This is a genomic window from Affinundibacterium danionis, assembly GCF_042432465.1.
GTDB lineage: Bacteria > Pseudomonadota > Gammaproteobacteria > Burkholderiales > Burkholderiaceae_D > Undibacterium > Undibacterium danionis.
Genome location: NZ_JBHLXJ010000009.1, coordinates 308,164 through 325,773, shown reverse-complemented (window position 1 = coordinate 325,773; position 17,610 = coordinate 308,164). Strand labels below are relative to the sequence as shown.

At 45.5% G+C, this 17,610-nt stretch carries 13 protein-coding genes; 7 read left to right on the top strand and 6 right to left on the bottom strand.

Annotated features, from left to right (window positions below; translation table 11 throughout):
- Positions 1 to 93: 93 nt before the first annotated feature.
- The 6 genes from ACFFJH_RS09645 (at position 94) to ACFFJH_RS09620 (ending at position 7,540) form a co-directional block, all read left to right on the top strand.
- The gene (locus ACFFJH_RS09645; protein WP_390211959.1) at positions 94 to 546 is read left to right on the top strand and encodes a DUF2147 domain-containing protein; all 453 of its coding nucleotides are present in this window, start codon (positions 94 to 96) and stop codon (positions 544 to 546) included.
- A gap of 332 nt (positions 547 to 878) precedes the next feature.
- Positions 879 to 1,757 carry a MurR/RpiR family transcriptional regulator gene (locus ACFFJH_RS09640; protein ID WP_390211957.1) on the top strand — a complete coding sequence of 293 codons (879 nt, stop codon included), beginning with the start codon at positions 879 to 881 and terminating at the stop codon, positions 1,755 to 1,757.
- 98 nt (positions 1,758 to 1,855) lie between these two features.
- A complete protein-coding gene (locus tag ACFFJH_RS09635; protein WP_390211956.1) occupies positions 1,856 to 2,101 on the top strand; it encodes a YdcH family protein in 246 nt (81 codons plus the stop codon).
- A gap of 656 nt (positions 2,102 to 2,757) precedes the next feature.
- On the top strand, positions 2,758 to 4,173 hold the full coding sequence (locus ACFFJH_RS09630) for a glycoside hydrolase family 88/105 protein (protein ID WP_390211954.1): 1,416 nt from the start codon (positions 2,758 to 2,760) through the stop codon (positions 4,171 to 4,173).
- A gap of 78 nt (positions 4,174 to 4,251) precedes the next feature.
- The gene (locus ACFFJH_RS09625) at positions 4,252 to 5,496 is read left to right on the top strand and encodes a DUF4861 family protein (RefSeq protein WP_390211953.1); all 1,245 of its coding nucleotides are present in this window, start codon (positions 4,252 to 4,254) and stop codon (positions 5,494 to 5,496) included.
- Between the two features lie 196 nt (positions 5,497 to 5,692).
- Positions 5,693 to 7,540 carry a glycoside hydrolase family 28 protein gene (locus ACFFJH_RS09620; RefSeq protein WP_390211952.1) on the top strand — a complete coding sequence of 616 codons (1,848 nt, stop codon included), beginning with the start codon at positions 5,693 to 5,695 and terminating at the stop codon, positions 7,538 to 7,540.
- A 92-nt stretch (positions 7,541 to 7,632) separates the two neighbouring features.
- Here ACFFJH_RS09620 and ACFFJH_RS09615 read toward each other — a convergent pair whose 3' ends face one another.
- The 5 genes from ACFFJH_RS09615 to ACFFJH_RS09595 form a co-directional block, all read right to left on the bottom strand.
- Positions 7,633 to 8,391 carry a sulfite exporter TauE/SafE family protein gene (locus tag ACFFJH_RS09615; RefSeq protein ID WP_390211951.1) on the bottom strand — a complete coding sequence of 253 codons (759 nt, stop codon included), beginning with the start codon at positions 8,389 to 8,391 and terminating at the stop codon, positions 7,633 to 7,635.
- A 27-nt stretch (positions 8,392 to 8,418) separates the two neighbouring features.
- A complete protein-coding gene (locus ACFFJH_RS09610) occupies positions 8,419 to 9,621 on the bottom strand; it encodes a pectate lyase family protein (RefSeq protein ID WP_390211949.1) in 1,203 nt (400 codons plus the stop codon).
- Positions 9,622 to 9,906: 285 nt separating this feature from the next.
- Complete coding sequence (locus tag ACFFJH_RS09605; protein WP_390211948.1) at positions 9,907 to 12,846, bottom strand: TonB-dependent receptor; 2,940 nt, start codon at positions 12,844 to 12,846, stop codon at positions 9,907 to 9,909.
- A gap of 858 nt (positions 12,847 to 13,704) precedes the next feature.
- On the bottom strand, positions 13,705 to 14,277 hold the full coding sequence (locus tag ACFFJH_RS09600; RefSeq protein WP_390211946.1) for an outer membrane beta-barrel protein: 573 nt from the start codon (positions 14,275 to 14,277) through the stop codon (positions 13,705 to 13,707).
- Positions 14,278 to 14,544: 267 nt separating this feature from the next.
- On the bottom strand, positions 14,545 to 15,000 hold the full coding sequence (locus ACFFJH_RS09595) for an Lrp/AsnC family transcriptional regulator (RefSeq protein WP_390211944.1): 456 nt from the start codon (positions 14,998 to 15,000) through the stop codon (positions 14,545 to 14,547).
- 289 nt (positions 15,001 to 15,289) lie between these two features.
- On the opposite strand from ACFFJH_RS09595, the gene rocF reads away from it, so the two are divergent.
- Complete coding sequence (rocF, locus tag ACFFJH_RS09590; RefSeq protein ID WP_390211943.1) at positions 15,290 to 16,210, top strand: arginase; 921 nt, start codon at positions 15,290 to 15,292, stop codon at positions 16,208 to 16,210.
- 93 nt (positions 16,211 to 16,303) lie between these two features.
- On the opposite strand, the gene proB is transcribed toward rocF, so the two are convergent.
- Positions 16,304 to 17,425 (bottom strand): glutamate 5-kinase, encoded by a 1,122-nt coding sequence (proB, locus tag ACFFJH_RS09585; protein WP_390211942.1) that lies wholly within the window; start codon positions 17,423 to 17,425, stop codon positions 16,304 to 16,306.
- Positions 17,426 to 17,610: the final 185 nt, after the last annotated feature.

The following is a 17,610-nucleotide window of genomic DNA, read 5'->3' as shown; positions in this document are numbered from 1 at the left end:
AGCTGGCACTCTAGTAAATTCATACGCGCTCACAACATCTGCACGTACAATCCAACAGCAGTTTTTTCCCTCTTTATAAAAATCGGAGACAACATGAATAAATCTAGCTTGATCAAATCTAGTATCGCTGTACTGAGCCTGTTAGCAGTACAAATTGCAGCAGCACAAAATTCCCCCGCTGGTTTGTGGAAAACGATAGACGACAAGACGGGTAAAGTAAAATCTCTGGTGCGCATCCAAGAGTCCGGCGGTGAGTTTCAAGGCAAAATTGAAAAATTATTCCGCGATGCTGATCAGGATCAAAATCCTAAATGCGATAAATGCGAAGGCAGTAATAAAGACCTGCCTTTAATTGGTTTAACCATCTTATTCAATATCAAAAAAGACGGCGATGAATACAGTGGCGGCAAGATCCTTGATCCAGCTAATGGCAAACTTTATAGCAGCAAATTAAAACTCATCGACAGCAATAAAAAATTAGAAGTTCGTGGTTATATCGGCATGCCGATGTTTGGTCGCACTCAGACCTGGTTGCGCGAAGAATAAAACTTCCCAAAACCGACAGTTTCAAAGAACGAACAAAAATGGCAGTGTGAGCTGCCATTTTTCATTTGTAGCAGGCCTTTTGAGACACTATCCACACACATGAGACAGGTGCTGGTCAAGATTTTGCGGCAATCATTGATCGTGTTGGTTTCCTGTGGTATTTTCCATGCTAGCTGAGCTAAAGCTAGACTAAATCGGGTGATTCTTTGTAATCATTAATGATGCAGTCTGTACGTTTCAGCCTAAAAACAGTCACAATGTAGCAGTAATTTCCAGCCTAAATGACAAAGATCATCGGCCATAAAAATGACAGCAAGATCACTAAAAATATAATGAGTCCAAAGAAAAAGCTGACCCAGGGGGGGTCTATCAACGAGCGCATAGGTCAACATTACAGCGCATTATCCAAGTCACACAAAATCACCGCAGATTACGTCGTTGCCAACTCTTTCAGAGCTGCGACTATGTCCATCGACGAATTAGCCGATGCGGTAGGCATTTCCAACGCAACGGCAAATCGATTTGCCCGCGCATTAGGATTTGACGGTTATCCTCAGTTTCGTGCCGAACTCGTATCAGGCTTCGAAACCATGTTGGCACCGATTGAAGGCTTACGTTCCGAGATAGGTCGCGCATCGAGCAGTACAGACATCATCACCCGCTCGCTGTCTGATGATATCGCCAATCTAGAAATAACTCGTCGTGAATTTCGGCCAGATGCATGTAATCGCGCTGTGCAAATGATTTTAAATGCCGAGCGTATCTACATCATAGGCTACGGCGCCAGCGCCTATTTGGGCGGCATTATGTGCCACGCGCTCACCAACTATTGCGACAGCGTACAAGCCAATGTGGGTACAGGCGGGCCAGCACAAGTGTCACGTACTTTGTATAAATTCGCCGAACGTGATTTGGTCATCGCCATTTCATTTCCACGTTACTCTAGTGATGTGGTGACCTTGGTAGGTCAGGCAAAAAAACGTCATGTTCCTATTTTGGCGCTAACCGACAGACCCAGTTCGCCAGTCGCGTCTATCGCCAACGTCACTTTATACGCCCAGACCAAACAACAATTCAACTCTGAAGGTATCGTCCTCTGCCTAATCGAAGCGATCTGTGCCGCAGTAGCCAATCAATCCGAGGCCTCCGTCGATATCGCCGCCGAAACCACAGAGCTCATGTTACCTTGGTTACATCACGGCAAAAAGTAAAGCGCAAATTGATCTAGATCAGCTCTCCTTTAGGCAAATAGACCTATCATCGTTGGCATACGATTTGGTCGTATCTATTCTCTAAAGGAGCTTTATTTATGCAAGTTGAACATCACCCACTGGCACTTGAATTCCCAGAATTTAAAGACACCATACACACGCTCAAATTAGCCAACGCGCATTTTGCCAAATTGTTCAATGACTACACTGACACTGATAAAGCCATCAATCGTGCAGAAAATGGTGTAGAACATTTAGGTGATGCCGCCTTAGAAACTTTGAAAAAAGTACGTATGCAACTGAAAGATCAATTGTTTCAAATTTTGCAGGCGCACCCTGCTTAATACATCCTGCTTAAGTTCATATTTTGTATGAACATTCCGGTCACCATAGTTATTCGGCCGGAACTGGGCATAGCAGGCTTATCTATATTTGGCTGGTTAGTAATATGCTAGCCAGCCGGATATCTCCCCCACTAACATCATCTTCTATTAACCGACTTTATCAACTGGGAAATCGGTTTGACTCGCTAGACTGAACTTTATTCACGTGCCATTTCCCATCGCTATATCTATGTGAGCTGCTGAGGCGAAACCTTGTTTAGAAGCGCCTTACTTTTGACAAGCACGCAACACACAAAGCACTACGACGCTCTATTGCACTGCTATTCAGCTAACACTGCAAGTCTCTCGGCCTCCTGCATGGCCACCATCAGCCTCACCATCTTCTTGGCTAAAATGAACACTCAACATTCATTTAATCACCTTGGTGACTAAGCATAGTCAAGAATCATAATACTCGCCCCCATAAATCAAATTAACTATCATGCTGCTTGGTAGGTGTTGACCTCATGCTTAAATATCAGATATTTATTTGAAAATATTCTTCTGCAAAAACACAAATTCGGCTAGTCCACATTGCATATTTGGTCTTACCACATTAGAATGGTCTGACCAAATTGAAATATTTCATCGAATTTAAAACCAGACTCGAGACGACTATGAAACTTCAGGCCAAAATTCTGTGCACCGTGCTATGCACCTTGTTCATTCAAAATGCTGCAATAGCAGATGATAAGGGCGGCAAATTCCGTAATCCCGACAATCCGAATCTGGCTGACTCTGGCGAAGGTACCTATCCAGTCCCTTACAAAAAGCCAGTCGCGAAAGAAGTCACTGAGGCTTTGCATAGAATTCGCACTTACTTAGAGTCCACCACACCAACGCGCGTGATTAATAAATCAACCGGCGCTATCATCACGGATTTTAAAAAGCCGATCAAGGAAGCGATCTTTGAACCTAGCAAAGGCGATTACGGCATCATGGTGTACGAGATGGGCGTGGTTCATTCTGGTCTGTTGAAAGTACGCGCTGCCACCAATGACAAACGCTTTACCGATATGACAGAGCGTCACCTTAGTTTCTTTGCGCAGACTAAGCCTTATTTTAAAGCGCAGGAAGACCAGTTTCATCTGGAACGCGGCAATAGCTTTTCGCGATTTTTAGATCCACGTTCGCTCGATGACGCTGGCTCCATGTGTGCTGCATTAATACGCGTGCGACTCGCAAAAATCGGACCAGATTTAAACGACATGATACAAACCTGCAGCAATTGGGTCAGTAAGCAACAGTTTCGTTTAAGTGATGGCACGCTGGCACGCAAACGTCCGCAAGCAGTTTCTCTATGGGCGGATGATATGTATATGGGCATTCCGGCCTTAGCCGAAATCGGTCGTTTAACAGGTGACAAGACATATTTTGATGATGCAGTACGCAATGTATTGCAAATGTCCGCTTACATGTTCAATCCGCAAAATAATCTCTATACCCACGGTTGGAATGCGAATAATCCTGATGCACCACGCTTCTATTGGGCACGCGCGAATGGCTGGGCAGTATTGGCGATGTCGGATTTGCTCGATGTTTTACCGAAAGACCATCCTGGCTATCCTAAAGTCTTGAACCAATTACGCCTAAGTTTAAAAGGGATCGCCGAACAACAATCCGGACAGGGTTTGTGGCATCAAATGATAGATCGTCACGATTCGTATTTGGAAACCTCCGCCAGCGCCATGTTTGTGTATGCGATTGCGCATGCAGTTAATCAAGGCTGGATCAGCCCAACAACTTGGGGCTCAATCGCGCAGGCGGGCTGGGCGGGCTTATCCACTCGTATTACCGAGAAAGGGGAGATCGAAGGTATCTGCGTAGGAACCACCTTCGCCAGCGATCAAACCTACTACTATCACCGTCCGACCAGCGTAGAAGCTTTGCACGGTTACGGTCCCACGCTGATGGCAGGTGCGGAAATTTTACAGATGTTGAAGAATCCAGCCTTCAATGTCGAACATAAAGTCAGAACCTATCATTACGTACCCACAGGCTCGGATAAGACGGATTACCGTGAGCATCATTAATTACCACGCAATTTAAAGTGCCTGTCACATCGAGATAAAGATGTGACAGGTTTTTTCACATTTTTGGGATGACACTTAATGCGACTCCACTTTACTTCTCTCGCCGTAAGCCTAGGCTTATTGCCGCTCAGCTTATTCAGCATAGCCAGTCAAAACGCTCATGCACAAGAACAATTACACGTTACCGTCAGTCATCAGTTAGCGGATGCACGCCCATCTGAGACGATTACTATCCCATGGTCACAAGTTAACCAATACCTACCGCATGCACTAATACAAAGAATCGCCGTCAAGGACAAAAACGGCAAAGTATTGCCCTATCAAGTCACCAATGTCGCACCGCAAGCGAAAGACCCTCAAGGCGTGGGAATCGCTTACGGTGAATTGATCTTCCAACATAATTTTGCGGCGGGTGAAAAGTCAGCAGAATTCACCATAGAAAAAATCGACACGGTCGCACCTGTATTTGAAACAAAAGCCTTCGGTCGCCACGTGCCAGAACGGCTCGACGACTTTGCATGGGAAAATGATAAGATAGGACATCGCACCTATGGCTTAGCTTTAGCGGCTCCCGCGCCTGCTGGTGTCACCAAAGAAGTTCTAGTCACTAGCGGCATAGACATTTGGTTTAAACGCGTCCCCTACCCTATCGTCGATCGCTGGTACAACAAAGGGCACGACCATTATCACAAAGATGAGGGTGAAGGCCTAGACATGTACAACGTCGGCAAATCGCGCGGCTGCGGTGGCACAGGCATCTGGGATGGCAAGCAACTTTACACTAGCATTAATTACGAAAAATGGAAAATCTTAGCGAATGGCCCAGTGCGCACGGTATTTGAACTCAGCTATCAAAGCTGGGATGCAGCAGGCGTAGCGATCACCGAAACTAAACGCTTTACAGTCGATGCGGGACATTATCTCGATAAGATAGAAAGTACATTTCAGTATGCGGGCGATGCTAAATTAACCGCGGCAGTGGGCTTAAATAAAACACCTTCCGACAAAGGCCAGGAACCCAAGATCAGTGTAGAAAAAAATCTAAAATCAACTTCGCTGTCGCAATGGATACAGCAGACGACTAAGGGCGCATTTGGTACCGCGATTATTCTACCGACCGCAACGGACTACACCGAAGATCAATTAAATCACTTAATTTTAGCCCCTGTGAATAGCGGTAAAACCATGACCTATTACGCTGGTGCGATTTGGGAACGTTGGGGTGATATTAAAACCAAAGAAGAGTGGGATGCGTATTTGACCAAGATGGCTGCGCGTTATCAAGATCCGATTAAAGTGAATTTGAGCAGTGGGAAGAAATAAACGATTTTTATCGTGATAGAAATTGAAGCATTCGTAGGGCGGGAGCAACCCGCGCCGCTAGACCATTGAGCACCAGCACTGCTCAGGTACTCAACTAATAAACGGCGCGGGTTGCACCCGCCCTACACTATTTTATTTGTTCAAGGGTTTCACAACGCCTTATTTAAATTCTTTCTTCAAGCAAAAGACAAAAATTATGACATCCACATTCAACATCAAACGCCGCGCATTACTGCGCTACTCTACCGCCACCAGCTTGTTCGGCATCCCTGCATTCAGCCTATCGCAACTCTCCACTGCGGCAGAAAGCGACCCGTGGCAACGTGCAGAAAAAATTCTCAAACAATTTGCCAAGCCTATCAAATTCGCCAAACGTGATTTTCCGATTACCAAATTTGGCGCAAAGACCTGTGAGGTCATCACCGTCAATGCACAGATTGCTTCTGATACAGAAGGCGCGATTGAAGGCGAAGTGCTAACACCCAAACCCGACTCGCACGATAACTACGATGCGATTAATCAAGCGATCCTAGCCTGTAATAAAGCCGGAGGCGGGCGCGTTATCATCCCAGCGGGAAATTGGTACTGCGCAGGTCCTATACGCTTGCGTTCGAATGTGCATCTACATTTGGCGGCGAACGCGCATGTGTTCTTCAGCGCGAATCCCGCCGATTACGCCAAGTACGGCGATATCGATTGCGGCAAAAATGGCAAGCTGGTGATCTCACGTTGGCAAGGCAATGATTGCTTGAACTATTCGCCTATGGTGTACGCCTATGGTGAGAACAATATTGCGCTCACGGGCGAAGATTGGACGAGTATTTTAGATGGCCAAGGCGGTACGCCATTTGAAGCCCGATTTGAAGGAAACGGTACAAATTGGTGGGAATGGAAAGGCCGCAAAAATCCGAAAAAGCCCATTCAATTTTCCGAAGTGAATGTCAATGCGAACAATCCAGAATCCTTAGATCAACTGGCTCCTGCATTGAGTGATGATGCAAAAAAATTAGTCCAAGGTGTGGGCGATAAATGGCGTACTGACTCGCGTTTTTTACCGGTGTTATCGGAAATTGGCATCCCCACTTCTGGCCGTATTTTTGGCGTCGGCCATTATCTTCGTCCTTGCATGATAGAGCTAATAGGCTGTACCAATGTCGAGCTCAAAGGCTACAAAATCCAAGCCGCACCATTCTGGCTGCATCATCCGGTTAAATGCCGCAAGGTGCTGATCAGCAAAGTGAATATGGACAGCATGGGTCCCAATAGCGATGGCTTTGATCCAGAAGCCTGTGACACTGTGCTAGTCGATCATTGCACCTTCAATACAGGCGATGATTGTATTGCGATCAAATCTGGCAAAAACCGCGATACGCAGTTTGGGCCTACGCGCAATATCGTGATTCAGCATTGTGTGATGAATAGCGGCCATGGCGCTGTAACGCTTGGCAGTGAAATGGCTGCGGGTATCGAACACGTCTACGCGCAAGATTTAGACTTCCGCAATATGCATTGGGATAAGGACGCTTTAAATACAGCGATTCGCATGAAAACCAATATGAATCGCGGTGGATTTTTGCGTCACTTCTATGTGCGCAACATCACGATACCGAATGGGGTAAAGACTACGCCGGGTTTCTACAAACCTTTGCCGGATTCGCAAATTCCCCTACAAACAGTGTCTTCTAGCGCGGGTGCGGTGATTACTATCGACTGCGATTACGCACCAGCGGATGATAGCGTTCGCACTCGTCCACCTGTGATTTCCGACATTCATATTTCGAATGTAAAAGTCGGCACGGTGAGTATCGACGGTGGCAACTATTCAGCCTATCAAGCTTTCGTTTTATTAGGCCCTGTGGCATCAAGTTATAACGGCAAGACCAAGCAAGCCATTTTGCCCATACAAAACGTCAGCATCCGTCATTGCGATTTCGGTACGGTGCGCAATCAAAGCACACCGTGGTTCTTGCATCATGTGCAGAATCTACAATTGGAAAATATTCAGATTAACGGTAAAACTTATACCGAAACTTTATCAGCTTAATTTGTCTATGTCGTTGAACCGTGTACAGCACGCGGTTCAATGATGAAGATGCAATTGATGTTTAGTACGCAGTAGAACTGATCTGCAATAATTCACAGCGCGTCGTAGATTAACTTCATCCCAGAAATCCCCAACAAAGCTGTCGCCAGAGAATAGAAATAGCGTTCGGGAATCACCCGCAATACATGCAAACCCATCCACCCCCCCAATGGTGCAAAAATCGCCAAGCAAGCAGCGATTTGCAAACTATCTACAGTGAAGAATCCTAGTGCCAAATAAGGTACTAACTTACCTGCATTCACCACAGTGAAAAAGACGGCGGTGGTAGCAACAAATTGTTCCTTCGCCAAATCTTTCGCCATCAAATACACCAAGATCGGTGGGCCCCCTGCATGTGCGACGGTACTGGTCACACCCGACACCATGGCACACACGCGTGCAAATAATTTGCCGGGTTGATGATGCCAGCGCAGCCGCTGTCGCAGTTGAAACATCCTGTCCAACATAAACACTACCGCGATCACGCCTATCATGCCTTTGATATGCTTATCCGAAAACACACCCATCGCAAACGCGCCAAGAACAATGCCGACTATTCCGCCTGGCAAAATAACTTTTAACTCTGCGACTGACCATTTTTTCCAATAGGCTTTGACGCCAAATACATCCATCACGCAGAGTATCGGAAGGAGTACCGCGACGACTAAACGAGGCGACAAAAATAGTGTCATTAAAGGTACGCCGACTCCGCCTAAAGCGCCACCAAACGCCGACTTAGAAATACCCGTAATTAATATTGCGATTGCACAGACACACCATGCGAGCAGACTCATTTCATGCATATAATCCATCTAGAGCAACTAACATTGTCCAGACGCTCATCGTGAAACTGCCTTCGGCATGCCTGTTGTCAAATCCCATTCTTGTTCATTAAACGCTGACTGTGTCATCTTGGCTTTTGGATAGCTACTAACTTCGCGCTCATCATTGATGATGACTCCACGTCCCTCGGCAATAAAGTACAAAATCCGAACATCATCCGCATCTCTATCCCAAGGACGAGCACCCGCATAACGCAATAATTCGGTTTCGACATCACGCGCTGGCATCGTTTGTAAGCCTTCAGGCCAATCGATAGGCGCCTCTTTCACCAACAACTGCGCACGGGTCTGGCCATAGCGCCCTAGCATAGGCAATGCTGCACCAAATTGATCGACAGCGATATTGTCTTTCTCAAAATAAGCGAGATCGCCATCCCCGCCCAAACTCATCAATGGCAAACCCTTTTTCGTCGATAAACCACCACGCATCACATTACCCACCACATTCAACTTACCAAGTTGGTAGGCATGCTCGCCCCATTCTAAGGCCATCAAATTGTAATGAATCGCCTTAGCGCGCGGATTGTAGATCAGATTATTCACCACGCTCGCCTGCACCCCGCCTTTCAGCAAAGGATTTCGTTCAACATTGTGCGCCCAGATATTTCGGTAGAAGACGATCTGCGTCACGTTATCATGTACCAAGCTTCCTTTTGAATGCTCGCCCTTACCATGACTGGCTTCCGCCAAGCCTTCTGCGGCTATATTATTTGAGAATAAAACATGGTGGCTCGTTCCCTTGCGCCACTCATCGGGCGTGTCACCTTTGAAACGCGGACCAGATGCCGACATATTTTCATCGATCGCCCAACTGATGCTGCAATGATCAATCAAAACATGATGCGCAGCCGAGACATTAATACCATCCACTTCCCAACCACTCGCCTTGGTCTGACCGTCCACGCCTGTGCGCACGCGTAGATGTTGAATGATGGTTTGTGGTGCGCGAATATTAATGCCGCCACGGATCAAAGTAATACCTGGTGCTGGTGCAGTTTGCCCGAGTATTGTGACATTCGGCTCAGTCACTTGTAACACGCTGCGCTCGAGGTCGATCACGCCACCAACTTCAAACACAATCGTCCGCGCACCCTTGGTATCGAGTGCTGCGCGCAAAGAGCCGGGTCCTTCTTTTTGCAAATTCGTGACGCGCAAAATTTGTCCACCACGTCCGCCTTGTATCGCTGTGACCCACGACATATCGCTGGGATATGCGTATTTTTTTTGCTCAATTGACGGGTCGCTTGCACAAGCGTTAAACGAGGCTATTACGAGACTACAGCGAATAATGTACAACCAACACTTACTCGCAAATTTGATCTCTTTGTTATGTCTACTCATCACTGCTTCTCGATTATTCTCAACAAATTTTTCATATAAAAAATAGCGCGGCTTAACCAATCACTCGTTAAGCCGCGCCGCTTTTACTTCACACTATCAGGCACCTTCAATTAAGGCACGCATTTAGAGTTTGGAATTTAGAACTTAGAACTTATAACGCACACCTAATAAGAATTCACGACCGGTTACATTATTCACCACCACGCTATCACGAGCACGGCTAATGAATTGATCGTTTGCCTGATTCGTCAAGTTAGTGCCTTCGAAACTAAATTCCCACTTGTCATTGAGTTTGTAAGTCATCGACAAATCAACGTTGACCGTACCATTTTTTCCTTCTACGTCATTGTTGTTTTGACCTGGGACACGCGTCAAGAACGCAGAACGTTTTGAAGCAGAGACACGAGCACTGAATGCACCATCATCGTAGTACAGCGTCGCATTCCAAGACTTCGGTGACAAGTTCAGCAAATCATCGGTAATCGTCGCGGCACTGGTTGGTGAAACCACATATTCAATTTTAGAGTTGACATAGGTATAGTTCAACAAAGTACCAAAGTTCTTACCCCATGCTGGCAAGAAAGTGAATGGCTGTTGATAATTCAATTCAAAGCCACGCAACTTACCGCCCTTAGTATTAATCGGTGCCGTCACTTGGAATACTTCTTCACCGGTAAAATTCGATGGCAATAAAGACATAGGCAAGCCTGTATCTTTAAACGCTACGTTAGTACGTATGCTTTGGATGTAGGTATTAATATTCTTTTGGAACAGACCTAAACCTAAGAACGCATTTTTACCAAAATACCATTCGAAATTGGAGTCAAAGGTATCAGCGCGGAACGGTTCCAACAAAGGATTACCACTAGTCACCGAAAGCGTACCGGTCGTAGAGATCGTGCCGCCAGGATTTAAGTTACCTAATTGTGGACGAGCCATCACTTTAGCTGCGGCAAAACGAACGATGAAATCTCTAGTCAGATTCAAAGCAATATTGGCTGAAGGCAGGACATCGTTGTAAGAATTACGCACGGACACTGCCGTACCACCGGCATTCGCTTGATAACCTGTTGCGATTTGCTCGGTCTGTACATAACGCACACCAAAATTACCGCGCACTGGCAAACCAAAAATATTATTCGTGAAGTCTCCCATCAGGAATGCACTCTTGTCATTTTCAGTCACAGCGCGATTATTACCGCGCGCGTTACCATTAGTGATGGAGGACAAGGTGAAGTCGCCAGGTCCGCCCGCTGGACCACTCTTCAAGCAATTACAGTAAATGTCATAAGCTTTAGCAATTGCGTTTAAGTCGGGAATCAACCAAGAGGTTGGTGTACCTGCTGGCAAATTTTGGCCTCGACCAAAACCAGTTAATTGTGTAGTCAGACTCGCAATATTGGTACCTGCATTAGGTGCAAAAATTGTGTCATTTTGATTGACGCGACGTGACTCATAAGAATCGAAAGTGTATTTTTTGTAGTCCGCTCCAGCGCGCAAAGTTAACTTGTCTTCAATTGCATCCCAAGAGAAATCGACGTGAGCGACATCATTACGATTGTTGGCACCTTGTGGACGAATTCGGATTTCACTGGTTGAAGTATTGGTCACAGTAGTTGGCTGCGTCCCTGTCGTCACTTGTGGTACCGATACCAAAGTCATAGGTCCGGTTGAGGATGCCACATCAAACGGATAGGTAATGGTTGGCATGCGGTCATTAGCGCGGAAATCTAAAGCATAGCCATTCACATTGATCGCATCTAAAGTTGTCGTGGTTTGTATAGGATTTGCAAATTTAGATGTAGCACGACCGACGCGAGCATTCATCCTGAATGTGTCGCTGAACTGGTGATCCAAAGTCAAGGTTGGTTGTGTGAAGGTTGTCGATAATTGATCAAAGCGTGATTCAGCACGAATATCAACGCCGTTATACATACCGTATAGCAAAGCGCCGTTAGGTGCGTATTCTGTTTTCACCACACTGGTTTGTGGCTTACCACCTTGGCTGGCGCTACGACTAAAAGAAATCGCTTCCAAGAAATCTTCCTGACGTGTCGCGTCCAATTTGGAATACAACAAATCCAAAGACAAGATAGTTCCACGTTGCGGCTTGTACTGCAAAGATGCCGTTAAACCCAGGCGATCTTGATCATGCGTCAAACGGCCATAACGTGGCAGACGTGGTGCAAAATTATTGGCCGAACTAGCGAGATTGTATGCATCAATATATTCAGCCGTACCTGGAAGACGAGACACGCCTTGCGCAGCTGGACCGCAGGTCGTCGCAGTCGTTGTCGGGTTAACTGGCGTCACACCTACTGGAGAGCACCAGCCACCCGATGATGGACCATTATCCCAACGCACGGTACTGAAACCCTCTTCATACACACGACGTTTTGAAAACGCACCAGATAACAAAGCACCGAAAGTATTATTGGCAAAAGTATTTGAAATTAAGAAGCCTACGCGAGGATCAGTCTTTTGCGACAAGTCGTTATAACGACCTTTCGCCATCACGGTCGCGTTGAAACCGCGCAGATCGAACGGACGCATAGTTTGCAGATCTACGGTCGCTCCCAGCGAACCTTCATCCACATCGGCAGATGCACTCTTGCGTATCGTCAAAGAGTTAAATAATTCCGAGGGAAATACGTTGAAATCGAAACCGCGGGAACGATTTGCGCCTCCAGAACTATCAGTACCGCCAGTCGTTGCCAAACCTTCGATGCCATTAATACGGACACGCGTAAAGTCTTGCCCCAATCCACGAACGGTAATACTACGGCCTTCACCCGCATCGCGATCAATCACCACACCCGGAATACGCTGCAAAGATTCAGCTAAATTCGAGTCTGGGAATTTACCCATATCCTCAGATTTAATAACGTCAACGATACCGTTGTCATCTTTTTTCTTATTTAGGGCACTTTCTAAAGAAGCGCGTAAACCAGTTACCACCACCAAGGTAGGCTGTTCTTCCACTTTTTTGGCATCTTGGGCGTAGGCACTGCTGATTGCCATCGCAAGTACAGAACTAGTTAAAGCAAATCGCCCTAATTGGTATTTCAAATTCTTCTTGTGCATGATCGTGTTCCTTTGGTCTCGAATTATTATGAATAAGCTAGTGTATGAATTGCCTCAGGTGCAGTATCTCGACATAGTGATCAACCGATATCGCGCACGTGAGTAAAAATTCAGATATTTTTTATCTACCCAACTTTGAACCAATTCTAAAAGTATTCCTTCACACAATGCGAGAACTATCTACATAGAAAATTTGACAATTTCAAATAAAAAATTCAACGAGCATGTTCAATTTATCAATTCACACAAAAACAATCATTCAATAAAATCGGCAAAAAACCAATCAAAATCAATTTAAATTCGCTTTAATTTCAAATAATTTCCAAATAGAAATAATTTTCCACCACCTAAAATTCCTTCTTTCAGCTCGAAAACTATTTTTAAATTCTCACAAAAAAACAACAATTGGTCTTACCAAAATGTTTTTTTGGTTCACCAAATTACATTATTTGGTCAATCCAAAATATCACTTTGTCATACCAAAAAGCCGAAAATAGTACCCATCTCAATCCCATGCATACAAAACTCAATCAACTCAGAATTAATAGTTACGAGGAGAATTAGCCCAATTAAATATGCTTTGAAAACACCTTACAAACACCCTGGGAACAACAAAAAACACAGCGATTCAATGAACAGCAAGCTGCGCCCCTAAGATGCGCCCCTAAGATGCGCAACTAGTCAGCCGTATCTAGTCAGCCGTAACTAGGGCGAAAAAAAACAGCCGCAAAAATGCGGCTGTTTTGATAGATAAGTCTGAGTTTAATTTAATCCATGGACTTTGCTGCTGCCTAGAAAACTAAATCATTTTTACTAAAAATCTTATCGAAATCGTCTAAGCAATCTGAAGGATTAATCTTAGAACTCAGATTGCACACCGATCGTAAAGCTAGTCACGCCAAAGGTAGAGTCTTTGAAGCCAGAAATTTTGACTTTACGATTATCAACTTCAGCGCGTACCGATACCTTTTTATCGATTTGATACATAACACCCAAACCGATCAGTGGTTGACCAGAGTAATGTGTATCAGAACCGTTACCCAGTACTGATAATGCAGTGATTTCACCTTTCATGAAAGCAATCCCAAGCTTCGCAAAGCCAACGAAATTGTTCATCGGCGTAGTCTTTGCAACACCGGCAATATCAGCACCACGACCATTAAAAATACCGATGAGACTAGAATTACTGGCTCCCACTTCGTTCAGATAAACATAACTTCCTTCTACACCAAAATTAGGAGAGAAGTCATGACCACCATACAATTTCCAAGTACCTGCCGCAGTATGGCAACTTGTTGCTCCAGCGCAATCAAAATTCCATTTAGCACGACCAACAGAACCACCAAAATAAGTTGCTTGTGCAGCAGCATGTGCGCTCACCAATGCGCTACCTAAAACCAGAGCCGCTGCCAAAATATTTTTCTTTAACATGAAGTATCACCTTAAGATGAGATTTTAAAATGCTTGCTTAGAATACCGTTTTACGTCAAAAACAAGATTCTGTGCAAACCGAACATCCAACGAAACCCCAAATAATATTAAAGTCATTTTTAGGATTTCGTACCAATTTGGCATTCTACCTGCACGCAACTGGCATGAGCAGGAATTATTTGCATTTCGTTGTGTTTTTCTTGCGCTCTCCATACCACCACGAAAGTCACGCCCACCATCACAACAAGCAAATTGGACGAATATAGTTCAACGAATAGGTAAACTACTGACTGGCTTAATTTCCTCCATACAAATCATAGAGCGTAAATTACCGACACCCGGAACTTGCATGAGCTTGTCAGTGAGGAATTGCGACAGGCTTTTCAAATCGTTTGCCACCACCTTCAACAAATAGTCAAAATCACCAGAAATTGTATGACACTCTATAATGTCTGGAAAAGCCATCAGATGGCGTTCAATCTCACGCGCATTGCGATATTGCTCGCGATCCAAAGACAGACTCACAAATGCCATAACGCCCAAACCTATAGCCTCAGGTGCAACCTGTGCCGTGTAGGATCGAATGACTTTACTCTCTTCCAATGCACGCACTCGGCGCAAAGTTTGTGGAGGCGATAAGTGTATCTTCTCGGCCAATTGCAGATTACTAATGCGCCCGTCATCTTGTAAATGACGCAAAATATTCAAATCATATGCATCCATAACTAATTAAAACTCCCAAAGATTCCGCACAACAAAGAGTAAAAACACTTAAATTTCAAATTTTAAACATCTGTGAAATTAAATTTCTATAAATTCGATTATATCCGACAATTACGAAATCTAATTCTTGTCTGTAAGAATATAATCTCATCACCCGTTCGAAGTAAAAAATAGACGGATCCTAGGATTCAATACCGCAATCAAGCGTTACCATGGCACTTTAGGTTTTTCTAATAGATAAAAGAATTTCCGCATCATCTGACCGTTTTTTTGAAAGCAAAAAGAGACAATGAAAACTATTTCCTTGATTGGCGCCCCAACCGATGTTGGCGCGAGTGTTAAAGGCGCAGGCATGGGGCCAGACGCTCTGCGCGTTGCGGGACTCACACAAGCATTAGAAGCCAGAAATTTATCGGTCGTAGATCATGGAAACTTACATGGCCCCGCCAATCCTTGGCAGGCACCCGTCAACGGCTTACGTCACTTGAATGAAGCAATCGATTGGAATCAAGCCGTCTATAACGAAGTAAGCAATGCGCTAAAACTCGGTCATATGCCTATGATGCTCGGTGGCGATCATTGTTTGGCGATAGGCTCTATCAGCGCTGTCGCGAAACATTGCAAAGATCACGGTAAAAAATTACGTGTTCTATGGTTCGACGCACATGCTGACAGCAATCTCTCCACCATCAGCCCAACTGGCAATATTCACGGCATGCCAGTAGCCTGCCTAATGGGTCATGGTCCAGAACAATTGATTGCCTACGGTGGTTACACACCTGCCATGCAACCAAATGAAATCCGTCAAATTGGGATTCGCAGTGTCGATGATGGAGAGCGTCAATTCATACACGACATGGGCATTCCTGTATTTGATATGCGTTACATCGATGAACATGGCATGCGTGCTGTGATACTCAAAGCCTTAGAGGGCGTCGATGAAAATACTCATATCCACGTCAGTTTTGACCTCGACTGCCTAGATCCAGATATTGCACCTGGCGTAGGTACTGCGGTACTGGGCGGTCCGACTTATCGTGAAGCACAGTTGTGTATGGAAATGATTGCAGACACGGGCTTATTGGGTTCACTCGATGTGGTTGAACTGAATCCTGCGTTAGATCTACGTAATCAAACAGCGATTTTAGCGGTGGATTTGATCGAGAGCTTGTTTGGCAAATCGACTTTGGTACGGATAGCGAATAAGTAAGCCGTCAAGCACAATACCAGAGAGCCCGCAGTGTCACTCAACACTGCGGGCTTTTTTCATTGTCTATTTTATCTATTATTGGAAGATCGCTACTTAAGCCACCAAGACCAGATTATCTCTATGGATTAATTCTAGCTCTTCAACAAATCCCAAAATGCCTTCAATCTCAGAAGACGCCTTGCGCATAATGCGGCGTGCATCCCCGCTATTATAGTTAGTCAAGCCCTTCGCGATGGTTCGGCCACTTTCATCCACGCAACTGACCACGGCACCGCGACTAAATTCACCTCGTACCTCGGACACGCCGATCGCCAATAAAGATTTGCCTTCGTCACGCACTTTAATCACCGCCCCCGCATCCAATACGACTTGGCCAGAGGTTTGCAAATGATCCATCATCCACTGCTTACGAGCAGCTAAAGGCGCCATATCGGAACTTAATTGTGTACCTATCGCTTCACCACTCGCCAGTCGCACCAATACATTTGCCTCTCTCCCCCAAGCAATCACAGTATGCGCACCTGAACGCGCTGCACGCTTTGCTGCAAGAATCTTGGTAAGCATGCCACCACTTCCAAGACTGGAACCAGCGCCACCCGCCATTGCCTCCAGGGTCACGTCGCCTGCCTGTGCTTCATGCACAAATTGCGCCTCGGGATGTTTGCGCGGATCGGCGGTATATAAACCTTTTTGGTCAGTCAAAATAATCAAGGCATCTGCTTCCACCAAATTGGCGACCAGAGCGCCTAGCGTATCGTTGTCGCCGAATTTAATTTCATCGGTCACCACGGTATCATTTTCATTAATCACAGGCACCACACCGAAACCAAGCAAGGTCAACAAAGTGGAGCGTGCATTCAAATAACGTTCACGATCTGCTAGATCAGCATGCGTCAATAAAATCTGCGCCGTCCCCAAATTATGCGCCCGAAAGCTGGTCTCATAAATCTGCGCCAAACCCATTTGCCCCACCGCCGCACAAGCCTGCAGTTCGTGTACACCCGTCGGCCGCATTTCAAAACCTAAGCGCTGCCGCCCTTCTGCGATCGCACCAGAGCTAACCAACACGACTTCTTTACCCATCGCTCTTAGAGCTGCGATTTGCTGCGCCCAATTGGCGATCGCAACACGGTCGAGGCCACGGCCTTCATTGGTGACGAGGGAGGAGCCTACTTTGATGATAAGGCGTTGGGCGTTTTGAATAAGCGACTGCATGATGAGCAAGAGATTACGTTTTCATTCGGAATTAAATCAATCAGATTATACATTATTCTGAGTTACATTTAATTTTCAGAATTTTATTCAAAAAAGACAGTCACTCTTTACTCTCGTTTAATGAACCCATCTCTCATACTTCCCCATCAGACCACCTCCTAAGCCACGTCATGCAAAGAAAAAAT